A 23,223-nucleotide genomic window follows, 5' to 3' on the forward strand; every position below is an offset into this window, starting at 1 on the left:
ACATACTCGGCGGAGGCTGTATGGCGTCCGGGGCTCAGCGGTAGCGATCCGAACGCCCGACGCTTTCGTAGAGGAAACCGTGTTCGGCGACATGTGCCGGCGAATAGATGTTGCGCAGGTCGACGAGAACCGGTTCGTTCATCAGGCCCTTTAACCTCGGGAAGTCGAGCGAACGGAACTCGTCCCATTCCGTGATGATCACCAAGGCGTCGGCACCCCGCGCCACGGCTTCGGCATCGTCCCGGTAATCGATCTCGGGCATCAGCTCGCGCGCCGCCTCCATGCCCTCCGGATCATAGGCCTGCAACAGGGCGCCCTTGTCGAGCAAAGCCTGGACGATCGAAAGCGCCGGGGATTCGCGCACGTCGTCGGTATCGGGCTTGAAAGTCAGCCCGAGAATGCCGATCGTCTTGCCCCGAACGTCACCGCCGATCGCCCGTTCGACCTTGCGTGCCATGGCGCGCTTGCGGGTTTCGTTGATGCCGACGATCGTCTCGATAAGGCGGATCGGCCTGCTATGATCCTGTGCAGTCTTCACGAGCGCCAGCGTATCCTTTGGAAAACACGAGCCGCCGTATCCGGGGCCGGCGTTCAGGAACTTCCGGCCGATGCGGCTGTCGAGGCCCATTCCGAGCGATACATCCTGCACGTTCGCCCCAACCTCCTCGCAGAGATCGGCAATTTCGTTAATGTAGGCGAGCTTCAGCGCAAGGAACGCATTCGCGGCGTATTTAGTGAGTTCGGCCGTACGGCGCGAAGTGAAGACCACGGGATGCTTTTCGGAATCGAGCGGAGCGTAGACCTCTGCCATGACCGCCTTCGCGCGATCATCATTCGATCCGACGACGACTCGGTCCGGCGCCATGAAATCGGCGATGGCCGCTCCTTCCCGCAGGAATTCCGGATTGGAAACGACGGCGACATCGGCATCAGGATTGGCTTCACCGATGATCCGCTCAAGCTGGTCGCCGGTACCGACCGGAACCGTGGACTTGGTGACGAGGACCGTGAATCCGCGCAGCGCCTCGGCCACTTCGCGCGTCGCGGAATAGACATAACTCAGGTCCGCATGGCCGTCGCTCTTGCGCGATGGCGTGCCGACGGCGATGAAAACCACATCTGCATCGGCGACCGGGCCGGCGAGGTCCATCGTGAAGTGCAGTCGTCCGGCTAAGACGTTGCGGGCAATCATCTCCTCCAGCCCAGGTTCGTAGATCGGAACGTCGCCGTTGTTCAACCGAGCGATCTTCGACGCCGCCTTGTCGATGCAGACCACGTCGTGCCCGAACTCCGACAGGCATACTCCAGAAACCAGACCGACATAGCCGGTACCAATGATCGCTATCCGCAAGATGTACTCCACTCGCAAGAACCATCCGGACGCCGCAGCACGCAACATCCCCAAGGACGCAGCACTGCTAACCGGGTCCCGATCGCAACAACGCCCGGGGAAACGGAACGGTTTCTGGATTAGCGCAATCGGACGGGAAAACCAAGCATTAGCGCGGGAGTATAAGCCTTCCGAGCTAGCACGGGCAGGCAGGTCCGTATGCCCTTACAACCATCGGGATTCGAAGGGAAAAATCGCCGGCTGAAACCCGCCGCGCGACACACACGCCCTAAGCCCAATTCGCTAGATCCCGGCGGGACTGAGACCTCCGACCGTCCCCGCGAATAACATCCGGCGCGAAGCTCCACCTCGTTGACGTTTACGTCAATGTCAGATAGACGTGTTCTGTCTTGAACAGCGAGAGCAAAAGCATAAGCTCGCGGTTGGGCAACGAGGAGGAAATACACGCCGCCCGCGAGGGTGAAGCGTGAGACAGACGACCGGGAGGACAGCATGTCGGACGTATCAACCCGCCGCAGCGGCCACGCAGCGGAGAAGATTTGGCTCGCCTCCTACCCCGAATGCGTACCGGCGGAAATTGCGCCGCTCGAGCACGCTTCGCTCGGCGCCCTCTTCGAAAGCAGCTGCGCCAAATACGCCGATCGCCTCGCCTTCTCGAGCATGGGGCGCGGCATGACCTTCCGCGAGCTGGAAGCTCAGTCTCGCAAGATCGGCGCCTGGCTCCAGGCCCAAGGACTGGCAAAGGGCGACCGCGTTGCCGTGATGACGCCCAACATCCTGCAGAACCCGGTAACGGTCTACGGCATCCTTCGAGCCGGCTTCGTCGTCGTCAACGTCAACCCGCTCTACACACCGCGCGAACTCGAACATCAGCTCAAGGACTCCGGTGCCAAGGCGATCTTCGTGCTGGAAAACTTCGCCCATACGGTGGAGCAGGTCCTGCCACACCTGCCACTAAAGCATGTTGTGGTCGCGACCATGGGCGACATGCTCGGACTCAAGGGCCATATCGTCAATTTCGTCGTCCGCAAGGTCAAGAAACTGGTTCCGGCCTGGTCAATCCCGGGCCACAGAAGCTTCCGGCAGGTTCTTGCGGAGGGCGCTCGCCAGAAACTGAAATCAGTGGATGTGAAGGGTAGCGACGTCGCCTTCCTGCAATATACCGGCGGCACGACCGGCGTTTCGAAAGGCGCTACGCTCACGCATGCGAACCTGCTCTCCAACAAGGAGCAGATCATGGTATGGCTGGAGGCGATCTTCGCGATCAAGCCGCGGCCGGAGGTCATGACCTTCATCTGCGCACTGCCGCTCTACCATATTTTTGCGCTGACGGTGAATTCGCTGATGGGAATCGCGATAGGCGGCCACAACGTGCTGATCGCCAATCCGCGCGACATTCCGGCCTTCGTGAAGGAATTGCAGCAATACAAGGCACATGTCTTTCCGGGCCTCAACACGCTGTTCAACGCGCTGATGAACAACCCGGATTTCCAGAAGCTCGACTTTTCCTCGCTGTTACTTGTGCTCGGCGGCGGCATGGCCGTCCAGCGCCCGGTCGCGGAGCGTTGGCTCCAGATGACGGGCTGCCCGATCAGCGAAGGCTACGGTCTCTCGGAAACCTCTCCGGTGGCGACGGTCAACCGGCTCGATTCCAGAGAGTTCTCGGGCATGATCGGCCTGCCGCTTCCCTCTACAGAAATCGAGATCCGCGACGAGGACGGAAGAACGCTGCCGGTCGGCGACGTCGGCGAAATCTGTATTCGTGGTCCGCAGGTCATGGCGGGATACTGGCAACGGCCGGAGGAAACGGCAACGGTGATGACCGACGACGGCTTCTTCCGCTCCGGCGACATGGGACTTATGGACGAACGTGGATATGTGAAGATCGTTGACCGCAAGAAGGACATGATCCTGGTCTCAGGTTTTAATGTCTATCCGAACGAGATCGAAGAAGTGGCGGCCATGCATCCGGGCGTTCTGGAATGCGCCGCGATCGGCGTCCCGGACCAGCATTCCGGCGAGGCCGTCAAGGTCTTCGTGGTCAAGAAGGACCCTGACCTCACGGAGGAGGCACTGAAGGCGCATTTCACGGCGAACCTCACCAATTACAAGCGCCCGCGCTATATCGAATTCCGCAGTGAATTGCCGAAGTCGAATGTCGGCAAGATCCTGCGCCGGGAGTTGCGGCCGAGCGCCTGACCTCACCATCCTGTCAACAGTGGCGCAGCCGGCTCGCGACTGTGCTGCATCGGTCTCACTCGCTTCCAGAATCTCGCCGGCCGGCGCCGGTGCGCATGAACTCGCCTTGATCGCACATGGGCGTCGCACTAGTGTCCTGCTTCCGAAAAGCCGAAGGACACTTGCGGCTCCGTGATTCCGGCGTGGGTTCGGATTTGCAGGTTGGCCTCGCACCTGCTCGGATGAGCAACGCGAACCTCGAATCCGCCACGCCCGTTTCGGACCCGTGTCCCGCCATCGAGGGGAGATACATGCAGGCGATCATCGACAAGCTGTCCAGCACCGCAACTGCCACGAGGGCGGAGGACATCCGGGCTGCCTTTGCCGCGGACGCGAACCGCTTCTCCCGATTCAGCACGAACCTCGACGACCTGTTGATGGATTATTCCAAGTGCGCCGTGAACGACGAGATCATGGCCCTTCTGGAGGAGCTTGCGGCCACAGCCGGCGTTGCCGAGAAACGAGACGCGATGTTCGCCGGCGAGAAGATCAATTTCACGGAGGGCCGCGCGGTGCTGCACACAGCGTTGCGCAACCGCTCGAACACGCCCGTATTCGTCGACGGCAAGGACGTGATGCCCGACGTCAACTCCGTTCTGGATGCCATGGGGCGGTTTGCGGAAGACCTGCGCAGCGGCCGCATCACGGGCGCGACCGGACGCAAGATCACAGACGTCGTCAATATCGGGATCGGTGGGTCTGATCTCGGCCCCGCTATGGCAACGCTGGCGCTCGCGCCCTACCATGACGGGCCTCGCCTGCATTTTGTTTCCAATGTCGACGGCGCGCACATCGCCGACACATTGAAGACACTTGCGGCCGAAACCACCCTTTTCATCGTCGCGTCCAAGACCTTCACGACGATCGAGACCATGACGAACGCGCGGACTGCACGCAGCTTCGTCGCCGGCGCACTCGGCGAGGCGGCAGTCGGGCACCACTTCACCGCCGTTTCGACGGCCTTCGACGAAGTTGCAGCCTTCGGCATCCCGGAGGACCGCGTTTTCGGCTTCTGGGATTGGGTGGGCGGCCGCTATTCCGTGTGGTCGGCCATTGGCCTGTCGCTTATGATTGCAATTGGGCGCGAAGACTTCGGCCGATTCCTTGACGGCGCCCATGCGATGGACAACCACTTCCGCGCGGCACCGGTGCGCGAGAACCTGCCTATGCTGCTCGGCCTCATCGGCTTCTACAACCGCAATGTGCTCGGCCATGCCTCTCGCGCGATCTTGCCGTATGACCAGCGGCTCTCCCGCTTTGCCGCCTATCTCCAGCAACTCGACATGGAATCGAACGGCAAGAGCGTGACAGTCGACGGCAAGCCGGTCGCCGGCAATTCGGGTCCGATCGTTTGGGGTGAACCTGGCACCAACGGCCAGCATGCCTTCTACCAGTTGCTCCATCAGGGAACGACCGTCGTGCCGGCCGAATTCATGATCGCCGCCAACGGTTTCGAACCGGAACTGCGTCACCAGCATCAACTGCTAATCGCCAACTGTCTGGCCCAGTCCGAGGCGTTGATGAAGGGCCGCACGCTCGCGGAGGCGAAGGCGCAGCTGAAAGCCAAGGGCGTGAGCGACGCCGCAGCCGAGCGCATTGCTCCACACCGGGTCTTTTCCGGCAACCGTCCCTCGATCACCTTCGTCTACGACCGGCTCACCCCGTTCGCGCTCGGCCGGCTGATCGCTCTTTACGAACACCGCGTCTTCGTCGAAGGCGTTCTCTTCCGCATCAACTCCTTCGACCAGTGGGGCGTGGAGCTCGGCAAGGAACTCGCCACCGCGCTTTTGCCGGTCGTCGAGGGCAAGACGACACCTTCCGGCCACGACAGTTCGACGGTCGGGCTGATCGCGAGCCTGCTGTCACGCGTCGGATGACCTATCGCGGGAGCCGTCTGTGGCGGCCTGCCGCGTCAGCTATTGTGCTGCATAGCCACCGTCGACGAGGTGGTAGCTGCCGGTGATAAAGGATGCCCGATCGGAGAGCAGGAAGAGGGTGAGGTTTGCGACCTCCTCCGAGGTACCGAGCCGTCCGATCGGGTGGAGCCCGACCAGCCCGCTAATGCTCTCCTCATCCAGGCTGCTCTCCACCAGTGGCGTACGAATGTAGCCCGGGCCGACCGCGTTAACGCGCACGCCGCTCGCCGAATAGGCAATCGCAGCGGATTTCGTCATGCCGACCAATGCATGCTTGGCTGCCACATAGGCGGGCGCGTTGGCGATGGCATTGGTCCCGAGGATCGATGACATGTTGACGATGGAGCCTTTTGCCTGCCGCAACATGACTTCAATTTCGTACTTCATGCAGTAGAAGACAGAGTTCTGGTTCACGGCGATGACGTGCTGCCATTCGTCGATCTCGTATTCGGCAATCGGCTTCAACGGACCGCCGATGCCGGCATTGTTGACCGCACAATCCAGCCCGCCGTAAGTCTCGGCAGCGAACTCGACCATCGCCTTAACTGCTTGGGGATCGCTGACGTCGACCTGTCGGGCGCTTGCCGTTCCGCCGGCGGCGAGGATCGTATCCACGACTGCCTGCGCACCCGCCAGATTCATATCGGCGACGACAACACGAGCGCCCTCCTCCGCCAACTGACGGGCGCAGGCCGCACCGATACCCGAACCGCCACCTGTGACGAGGGCAACTTTCCCCGCGAATTCCTTTGTCATGACTTCACCTTCTTTCGACCGACCCCGAAACGACTGCAGCAACAGAATGTTGGTGCAGATGAAGGTACGAACAAGTCACGCCGACATCAATCACGGATTCCTAATGTCGAACATCCTAAGGTGTCGCCTGTTCGAGAGTTTGAACGAACAACGGTCGAAGGAGATTAAATCCCGATCTCATGAGCGAAGGGAGGATTTGCACCCGCCCTCGACACAGTGACCGCCGCTGCCTTTGCCCCAAGTGCGAGCGCAGCTTCGACGGCCTTCTCGTCGATCGAAGCGACCTTCTCCTTGGTCAGCAGTTCCTGCATCTTCAAGGAGGCGAGAATGCCGGCGTCGAACGTGTCGCCGGCACCGACGGTGTCCACCACGGTCACGCGCTCGCTCGGCACGGACACCTTGAATCGGCGAGTATATCCTGTCGCGCCTTCGGCTCCGCGGGTGATGACGACGAGCTTGGCGCCGAGATCGAGCCAGTGGCCGGCAAGTTCGTCATGACCGCCCGAAAGTCCGAACCATTCGAGATCTTCGTCGGAGAACTTAATGATATCGGCCATGGCCGCCATGCGGTTGAGGCGTGCGGCATGGGCCGCCTTGTCCTTGATGAAGCCCGGACGGATGTTAGGATCGAGCGAGATGACGCGGGTCGCGTGTTCGCGCGCCATCAGGGCCTCGTAGGTCGACCCGCAGGGCTCGGGGATCAGGCTGATCGCGCCGAAATGCAAGGCCTCGCAATCGGCACCGAGGGAAGGCAGGTCGCTTTCGGTGATCATCCGGCCGGCGGTGTTCTCGTCGTAGAAGGCGTAGGTCGCCTGCCCGTTGACGAGCTTGACGAAGGCGATGGTGGTGGGTCTCGGCAATGTGGCGCAGTAAGAGAAATCGACATTGCTCGACTTCAGCGTCTCACGCAGGATGTCGCCCATCATGTCATCGGAGAGGCCGGTGAAGAAACCGGTCGGAATGCCGAGCCGCCCGAGCGCAATCGCGGTGTTGAAGATCGCGCCGCCGGCATAGGGAGCGAAGCCCTTCTCGCCGAGCGTGGTTTCGCGCGGAAGCATGTCGATGAGCGCTTCGCCGCAACACAGTATCATACAAGCCTCCCGCTCGCCCTTGACGTTTCAATCGATTTAAAGCAATCCGCCCTGGATTGCCAGCCCCTCGTCAGGAAAGAGAGGCGACGCCGCCATTGCGCGCCGACCAGGCGAGCGGCGCATCGAGGAAGGCTTCGACCTCGGCAAGTGTGTTTTCGTCGAAGAGCTTCTGCGCACGCGCGACCGCAAGGACCTCGCGCCAGGTGGCAATGTAATGCAAGGTGACGTTGCCGTTGACGAAACGCTCCTTCGCCTCGGGGAATATCCCGTAGAAGAAGAGTGCGATCCCGTGATCGACGACACCACCGGCTGCGCGCACGGCATCGATGAACTTGAACATGCTGCCGCCGGCAGTCGTCAGGTCCTCGATCACCAGCACCCGCGCGCCTTCGGGCATGTGGCCCTCGATCTGGGCATTGCGGCCGTGGCCCTTGGGCTGCTTGCGCACGTAGATCATCGGCAGGCCCAGACGGTCGGCGAGAAGCGCAGCAAAGGGAATGCCTGCCGTCTCGCCGCCGGCGATGCAGTCGAACTGCTCGAAGCCGGCATTGCGCAGGACGGTCGCGGCGGCGAAATCCATCACCGCCGAACGGATGCGCGGATAGGAGAGCAGTTTGCGGCAGTCGATATAGACCGGGCTCATCATACCCGACGAGAGCTTGTAAGGCTTGTCGGCGGAAAAATGCACCGCCTTGATCTCCCACAGCATCTTCGCAACGAGTTCCGCCGTTACGGCAGGATCGGAAAACGACGTCGGCATCATGGGCGGTCCCTCTTGCTTCCTGATTGCATTGCAACGGCAATAGCAGCAAGCCGCCGCGCTTTCCAGCGGCAGATATCAGGCAAAAGAGGGTGTTCGCCGGAACGCGCCGGCGAAGCGGTGCCTCTGCACTCAAGCGACAGGCGGTGCGCCGAACCGGTTTGCCGTCGGCTGGCTCGGCTGCACGTTGAAATAGACGAGCACGATCCAGCCGATGACCGGGACCAGCGCAAGGAGCATGAACCAGCCGGACTTGTCGATGTCGTGGAGCCGACGTGCACCGACGGCGAGGCTCGGAAGGAGCAGTGCGAGCGCGGCCAGCGTGTCGAGCAGCCCGATGCCGATAACCGCTTGGTCGAGCAGCGAGGCCACGAAATTCACGATCACGGTGAAGAGCACGAACCACCAGAATTCTGCGCGCGACGCACGGCCGGTGAAGTCCTTGTATTTCGACAGGACGGTGGAAACGGATTCCTGAAACGTCATTTTTATCCCCCGCAAATACTTGCTGGAGGAATTGGCTAGGCGACTTTTCGAGCGCCGGCAACGCGGAACTGATGTCCACCGCACAAACACCCAGGAATGGTCGGCGGGAGGAGCGTTACTCGACGTCCCAATAGATCGGAAACATCGGATCGAAAACGGTAACCGAACCGGCACCCGTCTCGATCTTCTTCGGAAATTCCACCGACGTCTCGCGCTTGACCAGGGTGATCCGCGTCTCGTTCGGCTGCAGACCGTACCAGGCCGGACCGTTCAGCGACACGAAGGCTTCCAGCTTGTCGATGGCACCCTCCTCCTCAAACACGTGAGCAAGGCAGCTCATGGTGTTCGGCGCACAATAAATGCCGGCGCAGCCGCAGGCGCACTCCTTTGCTGCATCGACGTGCGGGGCGGAATCCGTGCCGAGGAAGAAGCGCGCATCGCCGGATATCGCCGCCGCCCGCAACGCCAGGCGATGGCTCTCGCGCTTGGCGACGGGCAGGCAATAGTAATGTGGACGAATGCCGCCGACGAGAATCGCGTTGCGGTTGATGATCAGGTGGTGCGTCGTGATGGAACCGGCAAGATTGGCGTCCGAGGCGCGGATGTAGTCGACGCCGTCCGAGGTCGTCACGTGCTCCATCGTCACTTTCAGTTCCGGCAGTCGCTGGCGCAGGGGATCGAGCACCGTTTCGATGAAAACAGCCTCGCGATCGAAGATGTCGACTTCCGGCGCGGTGACTTCGCCGTGGACGCAAAGCGGCAGGCCGATCTTCGCCATGCGCTCCAGGACGGGCATCACCTTTTCGAGATTACGCACGCCGCTCGCAGAATTGGTGGTAGCCCCGGCGGGATAGAGCTTCACTGCCGTGATCAGCCCGCTGCGTTTGCCCTCTTCCACGTCATCGGGATCAGTCTCTTCCGTCAGGTAGAGGGTCATCAGCGGCTCGAAGCTGTGGCCATCCGGAAGCGCGTCCAGAATACGGCTACGGTAATCACGGGCATCGGCCGTCGTGACGACCGGCGGCACAAGGTTCGGCATGACGATCGCACGGGCAAAATGCCGGCTCGTATCGGCAATCACGCCGCGGAGCATGGCGCCGTCTCGCAGGTGAAGATGCCAGTCGTCGGGGCGGCGGATGGTAAGCGATTGCATGGCGAGCCTCCGGCAAATGTATATGGGCCGTCGATAGCACGACCAGCCCACCGGTCAATCCCGCATTTCGCCCGTCAGAAGCCGGAGGCGGAAGCGATAGCCGAAAGCGCCTGCTCCTCACGATCCTGTTGCATGATCTCGTAGATTTTCGGGAGCGCGCGCTCGAAAGCCGCCACACATTCAGGGTCGAACTGCGAACCGGCGCGACCACGGATGTGTTCAACGGTTCGATCGAAGGACCAGGCGGACTTGTAGGGGCGCTCGGTGGTGAGCGCATCGAAATTGTCGGCGATGCAGACGATCCGGCCGGCGAGAGGTATCGCATCACCCGCGAGGCGGTTCGGATAACCCTGTCCGTCCCAGCGCTCATGATGGCTGACGGCAATTTCCGAGGCGAGTTGCAGCAAGGACGATTGCGATTGCGCAAGGATGCTTCCGCCGATCTGGGCATGCGCCTGCATCTGTCGATACTCCGCCTCCGTGAGACGGCCCTGCTTCAGCAGCAAGGTATCCGGCATGGCGGCCTTTCCAACGTCGTGCATCGGGGCAGCGAGGCGGATGTCGTTGCACATCTCTTGCGGCAGCCCGAGCTCGACGGCGATCGCCTCGGAATAGGCAGCAACTCGAGCAGTGTGGCGGGAGGTATGGGGATCCTTGTATTCTGCGGCCAGCGTCAGCCGGTGAATGATTTCCTGTTCGCGCTGGCGCAGCTCGGTAACCGCCCGGTCGACCTCGCGGCGGAGCCATTCTGCCTGGTCTGCCAACTGCTTGCGTGCGCGAGAAAGGCTCACGATGTTCTGTACGCGGGCCTGGAATTCGACCGGGTTCACTGGCTTCGTCAAAAAGTCGATCGCCCCGGCATTCAAGGCGGCCATGCGGGTCGTCATGTCGGTGTCGGCAGTGATGAAAATCACCGGAATGTTGGCGTACTTCTCGAACCGGACGATCTCGGTGTAGAGCTCAACGCCGTTATAGACGGGCATCTGGTAATCGATGATGGCGACGTCGAAATCGAGATCCGGCAGTGCCGATAGCACCGCATCAGGGCCAGCGAAGGGGACAGCCTCGCACTGGTCGAGTTTCGCGACGAGCTTCGTCAGGAGCTTCAGATTTGTATTGTTGTCGTCCACCAGCAGAATGCGCATCGTCGCCTCCTTGGCCATCAGGCCACAAGCTTGAATCTCAGGTTTTCCAGTTCGTCGGTCAGCCGGTCCACATCGCTGAGCTTCGGCTCTGACTTGCGCAACGCGCTCGCCCGTCCGGCAATATCGTTGAGGCCGACGTTGATTGCGGCGCCCTTGATCGTGTGGAGAACGCGGTCGACATCATCCGGGCTTCCCTCGCGAACGGCCTGGCGCAGTTCCAGCACAAGGCTTGCGGCATCGTCGAAGAAGGACACGATCAGCTCCTGGAAAACGTCCTCGCCGAGCGCCTCGACCAGTTCCGATTGCCGTTCACCGTCGAGACCGTCGATGGGGAGCGGCGCCAGCATAGGGATGTCGACTGCCTCCAAATCCGGCAGGCCCATGTCATACGGGTCCGGCTTGGCATGATCGTCGATCTTTGTCTGCGAAAGTCTCGTCAGCACGCTGCGCAGCCTTTTCATGGTAATTGGCTTGGCTTCGAACCCCACCATCCCGGCTTCGACACAGTGCCGCCGGTCGTCGTCCGAGGCGTTTGCCGTCATGGCGACGATGGGGGTCGCTCCGTTCAGGCTGCCCGCGACAATCCGGCGGGTTGCCTCGATGCCGTCCATCACGGGCATCTGCATGTCCATGAAGATGAGGTCGAATGTCTCGTTTTCGCAAAGACGCACCGCCTCGGCCCCATCGTTGGCGACAGTGACGTCCTGGCAGAGCCGTTCCAGGAAACGCCGAGCCACCTGCTGGTTGACCCGGTTGTCTTCGACCAGAAGGATACGCTTGCAAGGCAGACCCGCCGCCGCGTCCTGACCGGCCGCGTGGTTCGCCACCTCGTCCCGGTCCACCGCGATGACTGCAATCTCGAACCAGAAGATGCTTCCGACCCCGACCGTGCTGCTCATGCCGAGTTCACCGCCGAGCTTCTCGACGATCTGCTTGCAGATGGTGAGGCCGAGACCCGTGCCGCCATATCTGCGGCTGATGCTGGCATCCACCTGCGAGAACGGCTGGAAGAGCTTTTCAAGGCCGGCCTCGTCAATGCCGATGCCGGTGTCCTCGACCTCGAAACGCAGCATCAGCTTGCCGGCGCGATAGAACTCCCGGACCCGAAGCGTGACCGTGCCCTTGCTGGTGAACTTAACGGCATTGCTCAGGAGGTTTAGCAGCACCTGACGCAGTCGCGTCGGATCCGTCCGGACATAATGGGCATCGAGCGCATCGGGTATGTCCAGAACAACGGCATTGCCGTGCTCGGCTGCTCGGCCGCGAATGATGTTCGTAGTCGTTTCCGCCAGCGCCGAAATGTCGACGGCGCGCTCTTCGAGCTCGAGCTTGCCGTGCTCGATCTTGGCGTAGTCGAGGATCTCGTTGATGACTTCGAGCAACGCCTCGCCCGACGAGCGGATCGTCTTGACGCTCGAAAGAGCATCCTCCGGAAGCTCTGAGTATTCGAGCAGTTCCGCCATGCCGAGGATGGCGTTGAGCGGCGTGCGGATTTCGTGGCCCATGGTGGCCATGAATTGCGACTTCGCCCGGTTGCCTGCGTCCGCCGCTTCATAAGCTTCAGTGAGCTGCCGCGTGACGACCTTCAGCTCCCGTCCCGTCTGGCGGACGGCGCCCAGTTGCCGGCGTAACGTGACCACAAGGAAAATGACGGAAGCGAGCAACAGGATAAGCATTGCGGCGGCGCTGCGCCCCAGATCGAGCACGGCGGCGCGGCTTATTTCGCGCTGGACGCTCTGCTCGGCATGCACGCGCGCCGGCAACTGCTCGACCTGACGTTCGAGGTCAGAAAGCGCTCGCTCGAGATCGGCGAGATGCTCGGCGGCGTCAGGGCCAGTGCCGAGTTGCGAAAGGACCTGCTCCGCGGCGGCCAAACCGGAGACCACCAACTGATAAAGAGTCGCCGTCGCGGTGTCGCGGGTGATGGATGGCTCGGTCCACGTCCGAGCGAGCTGGTCCAGTGCATCAAGGCGAACGCCGATCTCGTCCACGCGGACAGCTGCTGATACGCCGTTCCTCACCTCCGTCACGTCTTGCGCCAGGGCACGCAGATCGCGATCAAACTGGACGACAGACCAGAGAGCATCCTCGCGCGCATCGTTATAGAGCAACTGGAAATGACGGGAGATGTCGACGAACAGCCCGACCAGTACGACGAGCAGGATGGCCGAAAGAACCTGGAGAATGGCCGCCGTGTCGGTGACCTTCCGCAAAGTCCGCCTGCCGACGCTCGCCAGGTCTCCCATACCGACCTCAACCAGCCGCTGCTGGAGTGGAACGGAGTCCCAGATGGGAGACAAGGAGATTGCGGAACGCCACCGCCTCCACCGGTTTCGTCAGGAATGCCGTCACGCCGGCCTCATGAGCCGCATCCTGCAGTTTCGGCTCCTGATCGGCCGTCACCATGACGATCGGCACGCCGTCGTAGCGCTCCATCATCCTGATTTTGCGGACAACCTCGAGACCGGTCATGCCGGGCAGGATCTGATCGACGATCAACATGGAGAAGAAGGTGTTATGGCAAAGGGTCAGCGCCCGTGCGGCATCGCTCTCCACGACGATTTCCTCGTCAGTGACCTTCTTGGCCAGATGTTTCAGGATCATCGCGTTGGTCGCGTTATCTTCGACGATCAAGATGGGCATGGTTTTCTCTGACACCCTTTTTCTTCTGTGCTGCGGCCGGTTCCGTCCGCCGGATCGCGCTGGGCGATACGGCTATGCGGAAGACCTCCGCGAATACCCGGTTGGTATCAGTCGCGAACTGAAATTGCCTGAAGCAAATTCTTCGAATTTTACGGTTTGCGGCACCGAGGGCGACAAGGAGAACCAGCCGTCACGCGGGACCGCCTTGACGCATGGCCCGGAGGCCGGCGGATGCAGTGTCGGCGCTGGAAACCGGGTCAGAGATTGGTGATCACGAGATCGGCGGGGCGGCTCTGCCTGAGCACGCGGCGACCGTTCGGAAGATCGTTTTCGCCGACCTTCGCCGCGATCTCGGCAGGTGTGAGGCCATAGCCGCGCCAGCGACCGGTGAGGCGTTCGGCGAGCACCTCTTCGGGGACATCAAGAAGGATGGAAAGGTCGAAGAGCCCGGCGAGCCCAGACCACGGCGCCTCGTCGAGCAGCAGGTAGTTGCCCTCCGCGACGACGATGCGGTGGGCGGGCGATATCACGCGCGCGGAGGCGATGGCGATTTCGCGGTCGCGATCGAAGATCGGCACGAGCACCTCGCCGCCGGCGCGAATGGCGCGGACGATATCGATGAAGCCGCGAACGTCGAAGGTCTCCGGCGCCCCCTTGCGGTGCAGTAGCCCCTTTTCTCGAAGAACTGCATTATCCATGTGGAAGCCGTCCATCGGCAACACGACAGCCGTTTCTCCGCGCTCGGCGAGTGTTCCGGCGAGCGTCTCCGCGATCGTCGACTTACCCGCGCCCGGCGGCCCGGCAATGGCGACCAGGAAACGGGCATGTCCTGCCGCCCGTCTCTTGATCTCGTCTGCAACCTCCGCCAGGCTCGGCGTCATGCAGCCATTTCCGCGTCAGGCGCCGGGCGTGCGCCGGTCATGAAGGCGACCGCATCCGCCATCGAATAATCGCCGGGCTTGATGACGCAGAGGCGCCGCCCGAGCCGATGGATGTGGATGCGGTCCGCGACCTCGAACACGTGCGGCATGTTGTGCGAGATGAGCACGATCGGCAGGCCGCGGGAGCGGACTTCCAGAATGAGCTCCAGCACGCGGCGGGATTCCTTGACCCCGAGGGCGGCTGTCGGCTCGTCCATGATGACGACCTTCGACCCGAAAGCGGCAGCACGGGCCACGGCGACGCCCTGACGCTGGCCGCCGGACAGCGTTTCCACCGCCTGGTTGATGTTCTGGATCGTCATCAATCCCAGTTCCGTGAGCTTGTCGCGGGCGACCTTTTCCATGCGCTTGTGGTCGAGCATGCGGAAGACGGACCCGAGCGGACCCGGCCGGCGGATTTCGCGACCGAGGAACATGTTGTCGGCAATCGAAAGTGCCGGCGAAAGCGCGAGGTTCTGATAGACGGTTTCGATGCCGGCATCCCGCGCCTCCATCGGCGAGGAAAAGTGCACCGGCTTGCCTTCGAGCCGAATTTCGCCCTCGTCCGGGCGAACGGCGCCAGAGATCGCCTTGATTAGCGAAGACTTACCGGCGCCATTGTCGCCGATGACCGCAAGAATTTCGCCCGGATAGAGGTCGAAATCGGCGTTGTCGAGGGCGGTGACGCGACCGTATCGCTTGACGAGGCCGCGGGCGGTGAGAATGGCTTCCTGTGACATCAGCTTGCTACCTTTCTGATCCACTGGTCGACGGCAACCGCCGAGATTATGAGAACGCCGGTCAGGAAGACCTTCCACTGCGGATCAGCGCCGAGCATGTTGAGGCCCATCGATACGACACCGACGATCATCGCCCCGATGAGCGTGCCGAGAATGGAGCCGCGTCCGCCGAAGAGCGAGATGCCGCCGATCACTGCCGCCGTCACGGCCTGAAGGTTGTAGTCAGTCACAGCCGCAGAGGGGGAAATCGAACCGTTGCGGCCAATCGAGACCCAGGCGGCGACAGCAGCGATCACTCCCGCCAGGGAATAGGCACCGAGAAGGACCCTGTCGGTCCGGATGCCGGACAGCTTCGCCGCCTCCGGATCGTCGCCTACGGCGTAAAGATGCCGGCCCCAGGCGGTATGATTGAGGGCATACCATAAGATGAGGACCAGGATTACCATTGTCACCACGCCGATCGTGAAGACGGCGGAACCGATCTTGAAGCTGTTTCCGAAGAAGTGCAGGAACGGTGCGTTCGCCGCGACGTCGGTTTCCCGAATGGTCTCATTGGCGGAGTAGATGAAGTTCGTCGACATGACGATGTACCAGGTGCCGAGCGTGACGATGAACGGCGGCAGCTTCACCTTGGCGACGAGGAAGCCGTTCAGCAGACCGCACAATCCGCCCGCGACGAGGCCGGCGAGGATCGCAACCGGCGACGGCAGTCCGTAGGTGACCGCAAAGTTGCCCATGATGACCGCAGAGATGACCATGACGACCCCGATCGACAAATCGATGCCCGCCGTCAGGATGACAATCGTCTGCCCGGCCGCGAGGATGCCGACGATGGCGATCTGCTGGAGAATGAGGGTCAGCGTATAGCTCGAGAAAAACTTTCCGCCGATCGTGACGCCGAAGATGATGATGGCCGATACGAGCACGATGAACGGCACGGCCGCCGGCGTCGAGTGCAGGAAGTGCTGTACCTTCCGAAGTAAGGACCTGTCCTCGAACGCGGCGATCGATTGGTCGCTCTTGTCGAGAACCTTTTCGAATTCCTGGATACTTGCCATGTGAACCCTCCCGTAGGGACCCGGCGCATATTGCTTTCCGGTTTGAAAAAGGGCGGCCGAGACCGCCCTTCAGTTTATTGTCGACCTAAAGGATCAGGGCATCAACCCCAGCACTTGTTCAGGCCTTCCTTGGTGTCGATGGACGGAACACCTTCGGCCGGCTTGTCGGTGACGAGCGCAACACCAGTGTCGAAGAAGTCCTTGCCTTCGGTCGGCTGCGGCTTCGTGCCGTCCTTGGCAAACTTGGCGATGGCTTCGATACCGAGCGACGCCATCAGCAGCGGATACTGCTGGGAGGTCGCACCGATCTGGCCTTCGGCAACCGCCTTGACGCCCGGGCAACCGCCGTCGACCGAGACGATCAGGACGTCGTTTTCCTTGCCGACAGCCTTGAGCGCCTGGTAGGCGCCGACGGCAGCCGGTTCGTTGATCGTGTGGATGACGTTGATTTCGGAGTCCTTCTGGAGAAGGTTCTCCATGGCGGTACGGCCGCCTTCTTCGTTGCCGTTCGTCACGTCGTGGCCGACGATGCGCGCATCATCTTCGTCACCGATCTTGTTCGGATCCTTGGGATCAATGCCGAAGCCGATCATGAAGCCCTGGTCGCGCAGGACGTCGACCGTCGGCTGGGACGGCGTCAGGTCGAGGAAGCCGACCTTGGCATCCTTGGCCTTGTCGCCGAGGGTCGCCGCAGCCCACTGGCCGATGAGCTTGCCGGCGAGAAGGTTGTCGGTCGCAAACGTGGCGTCGGCGGCATCGAGAGGTTCGAGCGGCGTGTCGAGAGCAATCACGAGAAGACCGGCGTCACGTGCCTTCTTTACCGCCGGAACGATGCCCTTGGTGTCGGATGCGGTGAGCAGGATGCCCTTCGCGCCGTCCGCGATGCAGGACTCGATTGCTGCGACCTGGCTTTCGGAATCACCGTCGACCTTGCCGGCATAAGCCTTGAGTGTAACGCCCAGTTCCTTGGCCTTGGCGGTCGCGCCTTCCTTCATCTTGACGAAGAAGGGGTTGGTGTCGGTCTTGGTGATGAGGCACGCAGAGACGTCTTCGGCGCGTGCCGGTGCCGCGAAGACGACGCCGAGGGCCAGAGCCGACACGGCGGTTGCGAGCAGAGTTTTCTTCATTTCTTCCTCCCGAAATTATTCAGCGGCCGTTTGCGGCCACGCGACATACGAATGGGTCCGGACGCGATCTCCGCGACCGATGGTGGCTCGAAGGGTCAGTGCAACTTCCTCCGACGCCATTAAGAACACCGGCTGACGGCTCTGTCAATAAATAAATCCAATTGAATTATTAATTGGATGTGACATGCTGGGGCAAATGGTGCATGAAGCGGGAAGCACTCGGTCGGAAAGGAGGAGCGGCCAATGTCATCTACCGAACATCCGGCCCCCAAGTCCGACCTTCCACAGTTTGTGAGCGCGGGCGGCGGCGCAAACCAGGTACGCGTACGGGCTTACAACGAACGGCTCGTGCTCTCGCTCGTTCGGCGTCAAGGCGGCATTTCGAAGGCCGACATCGCGCGCCAAACCGGCCTTTCGGCACAGACCGTTTCCGTCATCATGCGGGCGCTCGAAAAGGACGAACTGCTGATCCGCGGCAAGCCCATCCGGGGAAAGGTGGGGCAACCTTCCGTGCCGATGTTCCTCAACCCCGACGCTGTCTTCTCCTTCGGCGTCAAGATAGGCCGCCGCAGCGCGGACCTGATCCTGATGGACTTCGTTGGAAAGATCAGGCTGCAGCTCCATCGCACCTATCGCTATCCGGAACCGCGGGAGATACTCGCCTTCATCGCCGGAGGCATCGCCGAACTCGAAGGTCGCATGTCCGTCGAACAGAAGGCGAATGTGGCCGGCGTCGGCATAGCGGCTCCGTTCGAACTCTGGAACTGGGCTGACGAAGTCGGTGCCCCGCAAGGTGCCATGGACGCATGGCGCGATTTCGACCTGCAGGCAGAGGTCGCCGCGCAAGTCCCCTATCCGGTCTTCCTGCAGAACGACGCGACGAGCGCCTGTGGTGCCGAACTGGTTTTCGGCCTCGGCTCCCGCTATCCGGATTTCGTCTACTTCTACGTCGGATCATTCATCGGCGGTGGAATCGTCCTGAATTCCACCGTCTTCGTCGGGCGAACGGGAACGGCGGGCGCAATCGGCCCCCTCCCGGTCCGCAACAAGCAAGGGGAAACGAGGCAGCTGCTGGAAATCGCCTCGATCTTCGTGCTGGAAAATCTCCTGCACGAACGTGGCATCGATCCGCAGCCCCTGTGGTATGCCGCATCCGATTGGATCGACTTCGGCGAACCTCTGGAGATATGGATTCGCGACAGCGCCGACGCCATCGCTCAAGCCACGGTCGCTGCTTCCTCGATCATCGACTTTTCCGCGGCGGTGATAGACGGTGGCTTTCCCGATTGGGTGCGCCACCGTCTGGTCGCCGCCGTCAACGAATCTTTCGAGCGCCTCGATCTCCAGGGCATTCAGGTGCCGGAGATCGTCGAGGGCGTCGTCGGAAGCCAGGCGCGCGCTATCGGCGGTGCAAGTCTGCCGATCTTCGCGCGCTATCTCACAGACCAGACAGTGCTATTCAAGGAAATCGAACATGCTGAAGGGACTTGATCCTCTTCTCGGACCCGACCTGCTCGCCACCCTCCGAGCCATGGGTCACGGCGACGAGATCGCCATCGTCGATGGCAACTATCCCGGCGTCGAACACGCCCGCCGCCTCATCCGTCTCGACGGGCACGGGCTGGTGCCGGTGCTCAACGCGGTCCTCAGCGTGTTGCCGATCGACGATTTCGTCCCGGAAGCGATCTTCCGGTCGACGGTCGGTCCGGATCGCGACCGGCTCGACCCAGTGCATAACGAGATCCTCGATTGCTGCAGCCGGCATGAGCCGCAACGGAGCGTGACGCCGCTCGTTGGAAGCACCTTCTATGATCGGGTCCGCGCAGCCCACGCGATCGTTCAGACAGGCGAGCCACGCCTCTACGCCAACGTGATCCTGCGCAAGGGTGTAATCTATCCCTAAGACAGCCAAGCGGCGGTCGCCCGGACCGCCGCACGCCGCTTATGCACGCGGCTTGCCGATCTCCCCGGCAGACGGCCCCCAGACATCTGTGAGCGCAAAACCCTCAGCGAACGGATCGAACGGATCGAGCGCAACCTGCGTCATGCCGAAGGTGAAGCCTCGTCCGGTGATCGTCGGGATGATGGCCGGCCTTCCCGCGACTTCCGTCACCGCCGACAGTCCGACCTCGAATTCCGATCCGATAATCGACCGCGACTTGAAGACGTCGCCGACCTTCGCCTTGCCGCGGGCATGAAGCGTCGCGAGGTTTGCTGAATTTCCGGTGCCGCACGGCGAACGGTCGACCCGGCCGGGCCACATGGTCGTGCAGGTGCGGATCGCACCGTCCGGATCGATATCGCGGAACATGACGTAAGCGACGCCCGAAATCGCCGGGATCTCCGGGTGCGTCACCGGAATGGTACGATTGATCAACTCCTTCAGGATCATACCGGCCTCGACCAGTGTGCGGGCGTTCGACTTGTCGATCGTCGTGCCGATCTGCCGGACATCCACCAGTGCGTAGAAGATCCCGCCGTAGCAGAGGTCGAGTGTGATGCGCCCCCATTGCTCCGTGTCAATCCCGACATCGAGCTCATGTACGAAGGACGGCACCATAGTGAGCTTCACCTTCTCGCAGCGCCCGTCGCGGCAGGTGGCGGTGGCGCGGACCAGGCCGGCAGCCGTCTCGAGGGTGACGACCGTCTCCGGTTCCTTCATCTCGACGATGCCCGATTCCAGCAGTGCCGTCGTCGTGCAGATCGAGTTCGAACCGGAACTCGCATGCGCCTGGTCCGGCTGAAGAATGACGAAGCCGGCATCGGCGTCGGGATGCTTTGCCGGCAGCAAGAGGTTGACCGAACCGATCGGTGCACCGCGAGGCTCCAGCACGAGGAAGCGACGGAGTTCCTCGCCCTTGGGATCGGTGTTCAGCCAGTGCAACTGCTCGGCGACCGTCTCGCCGGGAATTTTTGGCACTCCGCCGATTGCCAGTCTGCCGATCTCTCCCTCGCAATGGACATCCAGCAACTGGATCGTACGCTTCCATCTCATCGTCTATGCTCCAATCAGGCGTGGCAGTTCATTGTCAAAAGCGGGTGATGCTGAAGGGCGTCATGTCGACCGGCGGCCGCGCGCTGGTCATCATATCGGCGATGAGCCTCGCCGTCGTCGCCGAATAGGTCAAGCCGAGATGACCGTGTCCCGTCGCGTACCAGACGCCGGGCACCCGCGACGACGCCGAGATGATCGGCAGGGTATCGGGGAAGGCAGGGCGATGCCCCATCCATTCGCTCGCCTCCTCCGCCTTCAGGCCCGGAAGCGCCCGCTGGGCGTGACGAACGAGAACGCGGGCGCGGCGATAGTCGGGCGCGGCATCGAGCCCGGCGAGCTCCACGTTGCCACCGACGCGGATGCCGCCCGCAGTCGGCGTCACCATGAACGCCCGCTCCGGCCAGATGATCGAATGGCGCATGGAAATGCCAGGAGCCATGATCTGCGTATGATAACCGCGCTCGGTCTCGAGCGGGATCGGCTCGCCGAGCCGAGCGGCAAGAAAGCGGGTCCGGGCGCCGGCCGCGAGGACGACGTCGGAGGCGAAGAGCCGCGTCCCGCCGGCGAAAACGATGTCCGCACCGCCGCCATGCCGATTCACGCGTTCGACCTCACCGGAGACAAAGACGCCGCCGGCTTGCCTGAAGGCTTCGACGAGCTTCAACACGAGCTGATACGGGTCGCGGATCGAGCGATTCGCCGGCAGCAGAACGGCCTTGGCGATGTGCGGCGCCAGTGAGGGTTCGAGATCGCTAATCGACTTGCCGGTCAGCACCTGATGAGCAAAACCGTAATTCTCCATGAGCGCGATGTGGTCGCGGTCGGCGGCAAACTCCGCCTCGGTCTCGTAGATGGCGAGACAGCCCTCGTCGGTCAGCATGTCCCGGGCGCCGATCGCGTCGAGCATCGGCGTCAGATCGTCGAGGACGCGCACGCAGAGGCTGGCCCCGGCCGCTTCGATCTCGGCGACACGCGAGGGGCGCCCGGCAAGGAGGAAGCGGAGGAACCACGGCGTCATCTTCGGTGCGTAGGACGGACGCAACCACACCGGCCCTTCGGGATCGAGGAGCCAGCGCGGAATCTTCTTCCATGTGGCGGGACGCGACACCGCCATGAACTCTGACACCGCGATGCTGGCCATGTTGCCGAAGGATGCGCCGAGCCCCGGCTGATCCCGATCAACCAGCGTCACCTGGCGGCCACGCTTCTGAAGCTCGAATGCGATCGCTGCGCCGACTACGCCGGCTCCGACAACAACGGTGGTCTTGCTCATGCCGTTCAATCCCCTCGCCCCGAATGCCCTGGCTTACATTTCGCGCCAGCCCTCACGATGTGATATATCAGTTTAGGGAAAATGCCACTGGTTTTCTCATCGCGCGATCCGTCACCATGCGAGCTCACCGCGCAGCGGAGCAGGAACGTGGAGCATTGCGCAACCGTGATGATCGGGAGGACTTGTGCGGAGACAGCCTACTTTGCGGCGGTAGCACCCAGCGAATTGCCGACCGAGCCGATCGTGCCTTCGGCACTCTGCCCGAAGAGGATGAGCTGGCGCCCGTAGCTTCGGCGCGTGCGCGGATCGAAGATCGAAATCGGCGCGCTGATGACGGCGCCGGCGGCCTGCCCGACGGTACTGGTGGCACCCACGGTCACTGCGGCGATCCCCTCACCGAGCCCCACCTGCGAGTCGGTGATGGTCTGCCCAGCGACGAGCCTCTGACCGATCAGACGCACCACTTCCGGGCTTTCCGCAAACTTGCCGTGGTTCAGCTGATCCTCCGCCTTGAGTTCGGTGAGATCGATCACCGTGATTCCGGCGCTCTCCAGTTCCGATCGGTAGGGTTCCTTGCTCGGGTCGATGCGCCCAAGCCGTTCGACATTGCCGGAGAGGTGCTTGGAAAGTGTCAGCGCCCGATCATCGCGCGAGACGAAGAGCGTAAAATGCGGTGCGTCCTTCTGCAACGCGCGGAACTGTTGCGCGAAGACGTCAACATCGAGGTCCGGCGCGGCGAGAATGACGTTGTTGATCTTCGGATGGACGCGGCCGTTGCGGATCGCCATCTGGCGAAGCGCCTCGACTGCAAGCCATGTGCCCATGGAGTGCGCCATGACGGTCACGTCCGCTACGTCGGGATGACTGGCGATACGTGTGAGCATATCCTCGAGCGCATCACGAGAATAGTTGGTGCTTTCCCGGTCGTAGGCATAGTCGAAGATGTTGCCGCGTGACGGCCAGGTAAACACGACCGGCACCACCTCGGCGCCGGAATCGTGAACGATCTGCGCGAAACGGTAGACGGAATCCTCGTAGAGATTGTTGAAGCCGTGGACGAACACAAGTACGCGGCGGCTTGTGACCTTATGCTTGCGTAGCCATGCCTTGGCCTCCGCATCTGAATCGAGCGGGTCGACCGCGGCGGTCGCGAATTCCCGCGAGGGGTCCGGCGGCAGGCGTTTCGGCCACTGAACCTGCCCGACCTTGCGGTTCTTCTCGGGTGGGATGGAGATCGTGACGGCGTCCATCATCAGGCCGCTTCCCCGTTCGCCCGTGAACAGGATCGCCTTGTCGTCAGACGGCGCGCGGGTGGTCGCAGCGATGAGATCCACACGGCTTGCGCCATCAGCCTTCGCATCCACGGGCTCCATGACGCCGATCGGCCGACCGGCACAGCCGGCAGTGACGAGACAAGCGGCGAGCAAGCCGATGAATCCGGAACGAATCCGCGCGCTCCAATGAGCCGCTGGAGGGGAAATTCCACCTTCCGCCAATTTCGTTCTGATCAATACGCGGTCCCTTTAAGAGCGTTCAAAGGCCCTTAGGGGTACCGCGGATCGCAGGGCGAT

Annotated in this window: 20 protein-coding genes; 4 read left to right on the forward strand and 16 right to left on the reverse strand. The window is 62.1% G+C overall.

Annotated features, from left to right (window positions below; translation table 11 throughout):
• Positions 1-34: 34 nt before the first annotated feature.
• Entirely contained in the window at positions 35-1,351 is a 1,317-nt protein-coding gene (locus tag H4I97_RS15180) for a UDP-glucose dehydrogenase family protein (RefSeq protein WP_182305474.1), read from the reverse strand.
• A 492-nt stretch (positions 1,352-1,843) separates the two neighbouring features.
• Between H4I97_RS15180 and H4I97_RS15185 the strand changes: the two genes are divergently transcribed.
• Both H4I97_RS15185 and pgi read left to right on the forward strand, forming a co-directional pair.
• Positions 1,844-3,550: a long-chain fatty acid--CoA ligase gene (locus H4I97_RS15185; protein WP_182305475.1), complete on the forward strand. Its 1,707-nt coding sequence runs from the start codon at positions 1,844-1,846 to the stop codon at positions 3,548-3,550.
• 290 nt (positions 3,551-3,840) lie between these two features.
• The gene (gene pgi / locus H4I97_RS15190) at positions 3,841-5,466 is read left to right on the forward strand and encodes a glucose-6-phosphate isomerase (protein ID WP_182305476.1); all 1,626 of its coding nucleotides are present in this window, start codon (positions 3,841-3,843) and stop codon (positions 5,464-5,466) included.
• Between the two features lie 39 nt (positions 5,467-5,505).
• On the opposite strand, the gene H4I97_RS15195 is transcribed toward pgi, so the two are convergent.
• The 12 genes from H4I97_RS15195 to H4I97_RS15250 form a co-directional block, all read right to left on the reverse strand.
• A complete protein-coding gene (locus tag H4I97_RS15195) occupies positions 5,506-6,261 on the reverse strand; it encodes an SDR family NAD(P)-dependent oxidoreductase (protein WP_182305477.1) in 756 nt (251 codons plus the stop codon).
• Positions 6,262-6,425: 164 nt separating this feature from the next.
• The gene (locus tag H4I97_RS15200; RefSeq protein ID WP_182305478.1) at positions 6,426-7,352 is read right to left on the reverse strand and encodes a carbohydrate kinase family protein; all 927 of its coding nucleotides are present in this window, start codon (positions 7,350-7,352) and stop codon (positions 6,426-6,428) included.
• 70 nt (positions 7,353-7,422) lie between these two features.
• Positions 7,423-8,115, reverse strand: coding sequence for an orotate phosphoribosyltransferase (locus H4I97_RS15205; RefSeq protein WP_182305479.1), 693 nt, complete (start codon positions 8,113-8,115; stop codon positions 7,423-7,425).
• A 129-nt stretch (positions 8,116-8,244) separates the two neighbouring features.
• Positions 8,245-8,598, reverse strand: coding sequence for a DUF805 domain-containing protein (locus H4I97_RS15210; RefSeq protein WP_182305480.1), 354 nt, complete (start codon positions 8,596-8,598; stop codon positions 8,245-8,247).
• A 115-nt stretch (positions 8,599-8,713) separates the two neighbouring features.
• Positions 8,714-9,751 (reverse strand): dihydroorotase, encoded by a 1,038-nt coding sequence (pyrC, locus tag H4I97_RS15215; protein WP_182305481.1) that lies wholly within the window; start codon positions 9,749-9,751, stop codon positions 8,714-8,716.
• 74 nt (positions 9,752-9,825) lie between these two features.
• The gene (locus H4I97_RS15220) at positions 9,826-10,896 is read right to left on the reverse strand and encodes a response regulator (RefSeq protein ID WP_182305482.1); all 1,071 of its coding nucleotides are present in this window, start codon (positions 10,894-10,896) and stop codon (positions 9,826-9,828) included.
• 17 nt (positions 10,897-10,913) lie between these two features.
• Complete coding sequence (locus H4I97_RS15225; protein WP_182305483.1) at positions 10,914-13,142, reverse strand: ATP-binding protein; 2,229 nt, start codon at positions 13,140-13,142, stop codon at positions 10,914-10,916.
• A 7-nt stretch (positions 13,143-13,149) separates the two neighbouring features.
• Positions 13,150-13,539: a response regulator gene (locus H4I97_RS15230; RefSeq protein WP_182305484.1), complete on the reverse strand. Its 390-nt coding sequence runs from the start codon at positions 13,537-13,539 to the stop codon at positions 13,150-13,152.
• A 257-nt stretch (positions 13,540-13,796) separates the two neighbouring features.
• On the reverse strand, positions 13,797-14,420 hold the full coding sequence (locus H4I97_RS15235; RefSeq protein WP_182305485.1) for a nucleoside triphosphate hydrolase: 624 nt from the start codon (positions 14,418-14,420) through the stop codon (positions 13,797-13,799).
• Entirely contained in the window at positions 14,417-15,199 is a 783-nt protein-coding gene (locus H4I97_RS15240; RefSeq protein WP_182305486.1) for an ATP-binding cassette domain-containing protein, read from the reverse strand. Before H4I97_RS15240 ends, H4I97_RS15235 begins: the two co-directional genes overlap by 4 nt.
• A complete protein-coding gene (locus H4I97_RS15245) occupies positions 15,199-16,257 on the reverse strand; it encodes an ABC transporter permease (protein ID WP_182305487.1) in 1,059 nt (352 codons plus the stop codon). The genes H4I97_RS15240 and H4I97_RS15245 overlap by 1 nt, the downstream gene beginning before the upstream one ends.
• Positions 16,258-16,358: 101 nt before the next feature.
• Positions 16,359-17,384, reverse strand: coding sequence for a sugar ABC transporter substrate-binding protein (locus tag H4I97_RS15250; protein WP_182305488.1), 1,026 nt, complete (start codon positions 17,382-17,384; stop codon positions 16,359-16,361).
• A 243-nt stretch (positions 17,385-17,627) separates the two neighbouring features.
• Here H4I97_RS15250 and H4I97_RS15255 point away from each other — a divergent pair, with 243 nt between their 5' ends.
• Both H4I97_RS15255 and H4I97_RS15260 read left to right on the forward strand, forming a co-directional pair.
• Positions 17,628-18,875 carry an ROK family transcriptional regulator gene (locus H4I97_RS15255; protein WP_182305489.1) on the forward strand — a complete coding sequence of 416 codons (1,248 nt, stop codon included), beginning with the start codon at positions 17,628-17,630 and terminating at the stop codon, positions 18,873-18,875.
• The gene (locus H4I97_RS15260) at positions 18,859-19,287 is read left to right on the forward strand and encodes an RbsD/FucU family protein (protein WP_182305490.1); all 429 of its coding nucleotides are present in this window, start codon (positions 18,859-18,861) and stop codon (positions 19,285-19,287) included. The genes H4I97_RS15255 and H4I97_RS15260 overlap by 17 nt, the downstream gene beginning before the upstream one ends.
• 39 nt (positions 19,288-19,326) lie before the next feature.
• On the opposite strand, the gene H4I97_RS15265 is transcribed toward H4I97_RS15260, so the two are convergent.
• The 3 genes from H4I97_RS15265 to H4I97_RS15275 all read right to left on the reverse strand — a co-directional run bounded on the left by H4I97_RS15265 (position 19,327) and on the right by H4I97_RS15275 (position 23,100).
• On the reverse strand, positions 19,327-20,379 hold the full coding sequence (locus H4I97_RS15265; protein WP_182305491.1) for a 4-hydroxyproline epimerase: 1,053 nt from the start codon (positions 20,377-20,379) through the stop codon (positions 19,327-19,329).
• 34 nt (positions 20,380-20,413) lie between these two features.
• Positions 20,414-21,652, reverse strand: coding sequence for an NAD(P)/FAD-dependent oxidoreductase (locus H4I97_RS15270; protein ID WP_182305492.1), 1,239 nt, complete (start codon positions 21,650-21,652; stop codon positions 20,414-20,416).
• A gap of 197 nt (positions 21,653-21,849) precedes the next feature.
• Positions 21,850-23,100, reverse strand: a complete 1,251-nt coding sequence (locus tag H4I97_RS15275; protein WP_244658790.1) for an alpha/beta hydrolase — start codon at positions 23,098-23,100, stop codon at positions 21,850-21,852.
• Positions 23,101-23,223 lie beyond the last annotated feature (123 nt).

This window comes from Ciceribacter thiooxidans (assembly GCF_014126615.1).
GTDB classification, from domain to species: domain Bacteria; phylum Pseudomonadota; class Alphaproteobacteria; order Rhizobiales; family Rhizobiaceae; genus Allorhizobium; species Allorhizobium thiooxidans.

Bases quoted from the DNA above. Each gene is read 5' to 3' on its own strand.
- H4I97_RS15230 (WP_182305484.1), bottom strand. From the start codon at position 13,539: ATGCCCATCTTGATCGTCGAAGATAACGCGACCAACGCGATGATCCTG.
- H4I97_RS15250 (WP_182305488.1), bottom strand. From the start codon at position 17,384: ATGAAGAAAACTCTGCTCGCAACCGCCGTGTCGGCTCTGGCCCTCGGC.
- H4I97_RS15260 (WP_182305490.1), top strand. From the start codon at position 18,859: ATGCTGAAGGGACTTGATCCTCTTCTCGGACCCGACCTGCTCGCCACC.
- H4I97_RS15200 (WP_182305478.1), bottom strand. From the start codon at position 7,352: ATGATACTGTGTTGCGGCGAAGCGCTCATCGACATGCTTCCGCGCGAA.
- pyrC (WP_182305481.1), bottom strand. From the start codon at position 9,751: ATGCAATCGCTTACCATCCGCCGCCCCGACGACTGGCATCTTCACCTG.
- H4I97_RS15205 (WP_182305479.1), bottom strand. From the start codon at position 8,115: ATGATGCCGACGTCGTTTTCCGATCCTGCCGTAACGGCGGAACTCGTT.
- H4I97_RS15265 (WP_182305491.1), bottom strand. From the start codon at position 20,379: ATGAGATGGAAGCGTACGATCCAGTTGCTGGATGTCCATTGCGAGGGA.
- H4I97_RS15225 (WP_182305483.1), bottom strand. From the start codon at position 13,142: ATGGGAGACCTGGCGAGCGTCGGCAGGCGGACTTTGCGGAAGGTCACC.
- H4I97_RS15210 (WP_182305480.1), bottom strand. From the start codon at position 8,598: ATGACGTTTCAGGAATCCGTTTCCACCGTCCTGTCGAAATACAAGGAC.
- H4I97_RS15245 (WP_182305487.1), bottom strand. From the start codon at position 16,257: ATGGCAAGTATCCAGGAATTCGAAAAGGTTCTCGACAAGAGCGACCAA.
- H4I97_RS15185 (WP_182305475.1), top strand. From the start codon at position 1,844: ATGTCGGACGTATCAACCCGCCGCAGCGGCCACGCAGCGGAGAAGATT.
- H4I97_RS15255 (WP_182305489.1), top strand. From the start codon at position 17,628: ATGTCATCTACCGAACATCCGGCCCCCAAGTCCGACCTTCCACAGTTT.
- H4I97_RS15235 (WP_182305485.1), bottom strand. From the start codon at position 14,420: ATGACGCCGAGCCTGGCGGAGGTTGCAGACGAGATCAAGAGACGGGCG.
- H4I97_RS15220 (WP_182305482.1), bottom strand. From the start codon at position 10,896: ATGCGCATTCTGCTGGTGGACGACAACAATACAAATCTGAAGCTCCTG.
- H4I97_RS15195 (WP_182305477.1), bottom strand. From the start codon at position 6,261: ATGACAAAGGAATTCGCGGGGAAAGTTGCCCTCGTCACAGGTGGCGGT.
- H4I97_RS15240 (WP_182305486.1), bottom strand. From the start codon at position 15,199: ATGTCACAGGAAGCCATTCTCACCGCCCGCGGCCTCGTCAAGCGATAC.
- pgi (WP_182305476.1), top strand. From the start codon at position 3,841: ATGCAGGCGATCATCGACAAGCTGTCCAGCACCGCAACTGCCACGAGG.
- H4I97_RS15270 (WP_182305492.1), bottom strand. From the start codon at position 21,652: ATGAGCAAGACCACCGTTGTTGTCGGAGCCGGCGTAGTCGGCGCAGCG.